This is a genomic window from Pseudomonas sp. 18173 (genome assembly GCF_050432945.1).
Classification (GTDB): Bacteria; Pseudomonadota; Gammaproteobacteria; order Pseudomonadales; family Pseudomonadaceae; genus Aquipseudomonas.
Genome location: NZ_JBKFTN010000057.1, coordinates 1 through 4,205 on the forward strand (window position 1 = coordinate 1; position 4,205 = coordinate 4,205).

At 50.9% G+C, this 4,205-nt stretch carries 6 protein-coding genes and 1 pseudogene; all 7 read right to left on the reverse strand.

Annotated elements, in window-relative coordinates; all coding sequences use genetic code 11:
- Positions 1-528: pseudogene (locus ACLD1X_RS28920) on the reverse strand (hypothetical protein); the annotation flags it as partial.
- A gap of 277 nt (positions 529-805) precedes the next feature.
- On the reverse strand, positions 806-1,069 hold the full coding sequence (locus tag ACLD1X_RS28925; RefSeq protein WP_429373681.1) for a PAAR domain-containing protein: 264 nt from the start codon (positions 1,067-1,069) through the stop codon (positions 806-808).
- A 27-nt stretch (positions 1,070-1,096) separates the two neighbouring features.
- Entirely contained in the window at positions 1,097-1,684 is a 588-nt protein-coding gene (locus ACLD1X_RS28930; protein WP_429373683.1) for a hypothetical protein, read from the reverse strand.
- The gene (locus ACLD1X_RS28935; protein ID WP_429373685.1) at positions 1,659-2,636 is read right to left on the reverse strand and encodes a hypothetical protein; all 978 of its coding nucleotides are present in this window, start codon (positions 2,634-2,636) and stop codon (positions 1,659-1,661) included. Before ACLD1X_RS28935 ends, ACLD1X_RS28930 begins: the two co-directional genes overlap by 26 nt.
- A gap of 103 nt (positions 2,637-2,739) precedes the next feature.
- Positions 2,740-3,186, reverse strand: coding sequence for a hypothetical protein (locus tag ACLD1X_RS28940; protein ID WP_429373687.1), 447 nt, complete (start codon positions 3,184-3,186; stop codon positions 2,740-2,742).
- Positions 3,161-3,838 (reverse strand): hypothetical protein, encoded by a 678-nt coding sequence (locus ACLD1X_RS28945; protein WP_429373689.1) that lies wholly within the window; start codon positions 3,836-3,838, stop codon positions 3,161-3,163. Before ACLD1X_RS28945 ends, ACLD1X_RS28940 begins: the two co-directional genes overlap by 26 nt.
- Before the next feature lie 141 nt (positions 3,839-3,979).
- On the reverse strand, positions 3,980-4,205 hold a 226-nt coding region (locus ACLD1X_RS28950), incomplete at its 5' end, for a DUF2931 family protein (RefSeq protein WP_429373691.1).

Consider the following 4,205-nt stretch of genomic DNA (forward strand, 5'->3'; position numbering starts at 1 on the left):
CGATTGGCGGATGCCGGATTCACGCCATGCCTGATGCCACACCCGCCACAACAGCCCCTCTGCCATAGCACTATCGACTTCCAGCAATAACGCTATCGGTCTGTCGCTGGGAACCTGTGCCAGGGTTTGCGCCAGATCGGCCAGCACTTGAGTCAGCACCCGTAACAGGACGTCTTCCGGAAACTCATCTGCACCACCCTGCAAACACGTGTGGCGCAAGGACGCTCCATCCAACGCCGTCGGCCGGGTCATCAGGGAGGAAGTTCCGCTCAGCAAACCATCGAGTTGAGCTGTCGGCTCGTCTCCGGTACGCCGAAGGGAGGTGTACAGACTGACGCCCAGTACCTGCTGGGCGCGTCGACCCTGACGAATTTTGCGGATCATGTCTTCTTCGCGCGCTTCATCCCAACCATCGGCGGCAGACTGTTCGCCAACATGCAGCAGCATTCGACCGAACCCCAGCGCACACCATCCGAGGAACGGCAAACCCAGGGCCCAGTGCCAGAAATCAACAGGCAGTTGGTGCAAGGGTTCATCGGCGAATAAAAGGCTTCCCCCCACCCCCAGCAACAAACACAGCAACAGCAAACCGAGCCAGAGCAAAAAACGAGGCCGCGGGGGACGTGACGCNGGGCCCAGTGCCAGAAATCAACAGGCAGTTGGTGCAAGGGTTCATCGGCGAATAAAAGGCTTCCCCCCACCCCCAGCAACAAACACAGCAACAGCAAACCGAGCCAGAGCAAAAAACGAGGCCGCGGGGGACGTGACGCGAGCGCGGGCACCTTATCCAGGCGAACGGGCATGACTAGCTGGCTCCCGCTTCAGGCAAGGAAGAAATCAATGCGCAACCGCAGGCGCATAAATGACCGTCAAAGGCGACTGGAATGCCGTTGTCTTTATACGCAGGGTGCCCCTCTGCAATCGTTGTGTAGCCATGGCCCGGGACCGGACAGCGCACCGGATCGCCCTCCCGTGCCACGCCAATCCCGCCGAACCGCATGCAGGCCGAGCCCGAGAGGACCTTGCCGCCCCCGGTTGTTTTGTCACCAATACGGATGATGCCTTTCATGTCGCCTTCCTTTTTAATGATCCGGTTTTACTTGTCCTGGTTTTTTGCAGTCGATACGTCATGGGGCAGAAAATCATCGTCCTGCAGCACAAAATGGGTTCTGGTCAACGACCGTCCGGCTGCGTCGACGCGCTCGAACCACGCAATGGAGAAACCCTGAGAGTTCCATTGCACCGAAGAAAAATCGAAGTCTTGAGTGGCGAGCCCGGTGTTCTGGCTGGCCAGTGAAACTGAGCTCAAGCAACTGCTCACAAGGACCCTGGTTTTTTCTTTCAACGCGTTATCTGCCACCTCATAGACGTAAAACCAGACTTCGCTGCCTGCGCCGCAATACCCCATGGAATGACCGGGGTTCGAGGGCTGCACTTGAAACAAGGAAACGAAAGAGCGCTCGCCGATCTTGTGCTGGCCTTCATCAAAAAAAATGCCGGACACATTGGGTTCAAGTTTCAACTCATGGACATTGCCGCCAGCCAACTTCAACTGCACCCGGCCCTGTTTACTTTCGAGCCAGGTCAAATCGACATCGGCAATAACATTACTCGATGCCCCAAACGTGAGTATCAAAAAGACCAGGGCTAGCCTGCACTTATTCACCCAACACATGATCTGCATAACACACCCCCTTGTACTCCCACGGGTGTTCATCGGATTGCCCCTTGGTACCTTTTGAATACGTGTCTTTATCTCGCTCGCGCAATTCGGCTTCCGTTTGCCCTTTGTTCTTTTCCTTATCCATTGACCAACCGATATTTCCGGTATTGGAATCGCACAAGATGTTCTTTTTCCTGACCCACGACGCGGAAGCAGCATTCCATTCGTGATAAGAACCGCCATTCCAGCGGCTGAATACCTCATGCTGCAATTGTTCATCGGTATAGGTTCTTCCCGATTGCCCAAGGTACTTCCTGGCGAAACGAACTTTGTCTTTGTAAACAGAGGAACCGCCGAGGATGTTGGCTTTCCAGTTCCATACCTGCTCATAAGTCGGCGCTGGATTGGTCATTTGCGTGATGCCGTAGCCTTTGTCGAAAGCGGCTATTGGCTCACCATCGAAGTTGATGAAGTGCTTGGAGCCGGTCTCTTGCTTCAGCAGCTTTTCAAAGCCCGTCATATCGTCAAGGGTGGCAATGTAAGTTGCGATGCTCTCAACAGTTGGGTTTTGCCCATTTATCACTATGGCTCTTTTCAATGTCTTGGCGCCGACACTCACCTCCACGGTCAGCGTGCCGCCCAACACCTTTTCAGAAAAATCAACGGTCCATGAGCAGGCTTTACTGACGAACGAACCCGATTCCTTGAAAGTCTGCAGAACATCGCCTTTTCTGGCGCGTTCCCTTAACCCACTGACTTTCGCCTCCCACTCGATTATCCATGACCATTTATAATCGCCGGCCACTTGCGTGCGAAACTCGAAGACGATTTCCGGTAATTCTGCATCCTGCGTGATCTTGAACACTGCATTTTCGGCAGGTGATACCCAGGTTAACGAACTGTCCACAGACACCACTTTGACGACTGTGCTGTCGGCATTGTTAGTGCTTCCCGCATATTTTACTTGCTGCATGACGCCCTCCCCCAATTTAATGTTTCATCAGCTTCGAAAAAAGCCAAGCTCGAACCCGGGTGCACTTCAAAGGCGAAGTTCCATCCAAAAAGCTTGAGAAAAATCATTTACGGAAGCACGCCTTGCCACTACCCATATTCAACTCCAGGCAATTCGGCTTGATCTCCAACTCCAAATCCTTAAACATCATTGAAAGATCGCCTTTTTGACCGGGGCGATTCCCCTCCCAATAAACATTAAACCAGCGCCCTGCCGGAGAGACCTCTACCCACTGAACTGGCCCTTTTGAACCTTGCTCTTGAAATCCGACTTTTTGTAGCTTGCGTTGCACGTCATATGGCAGGAGTGCTAATTGCTCCTTGGATTCATTCCAGATTTTCTTTTTTATTGAACCGTCCTCAAACCCCCAGTAAACGTTCACAAGATTAATCTTCGGCTTAACAAGCTCATTATCGTAATACATAGTTATTAGATAATTACCCTTGATATGCTTCAACTCTTCAGGGTTATTTTTATAGTAGAGTTCAGCCCCCCGCCAGATCACGCTCATATGGCTGATCAAAGGATATTTTTCGTCCTGGCTTCTTCTTCCAATCAATACCAAGCCAGCGCGCAGTATTAGAAACCTCGAACCACTTAATAGCATCTGAACTTCCCTTGTCACGAAAGCCAATTTTCTTTAGAGCTCTTCGCTCATCAAAGGGTAGCGATAGACGCCAATCATACTCACTCTTCCAAACCAGATTCGCTGCTGAACCATCAGAAAACTCCAAAAACACATCTACAGGATTAATCGCAGCAGGAGTTGTATACTGATCGTGCTTTATTTCCAAAACATAATTATTCCGCGCAAGTACATAGCCGCGCTCACTATCATAGTCGCGATGCTCTTCCAGCTCTTCCAAACCCAGTTCATTCTGCAACCTAAAACTGATATCACCTGCAATTCTAGATGCATTACCGGCATCGCTTTGCAACAACATAGCATCTCCATTCACCCGCCAGATTCTTTTGGCATAACCTTCCGCCGCGCCATAAACAATCCCACCGACGAACGTACCGTCTTTCTTGAGGTGCAATTCAGAAGCCATCTCCATCGCACCTTGCAGGTAGTAACGACCTACAAGATCGCTTGATTCAGCTGCCGATAGAGTGGAGAAAATCAATGTAACAATTGCGAACAATAGATGTCGAATTTGCATATCTCAGAGATCCCTTTCAAATCAATTGATGTTTCCAAAAGCTTTCTTTGCGCGAGCACCTTTCAACTACCGGGCATTTAGACGCGCCGCTCACTCGATTTAAAATAAGTTGACATATTTAACCTCCTTCAAAGTAGTGATCTACCAAGTACCGTAGGGAATACCGTTCTGGTCGATATACTCTTTGTTCTCAGGCTCTATCGATATGTACTGACCTTTGCTCTTGCCTCTGTAAGGCCCAAGGGGTTCTACCTCAGCCTGAAAGCGTCCAACTTCCTTGAAGTCCAGACATGCCCCGCCCACCCAAACTTTGACGATGCCGCCGGGTGCCATACCCAAGGTGATCATCTTTCTATAGTCATCCCTC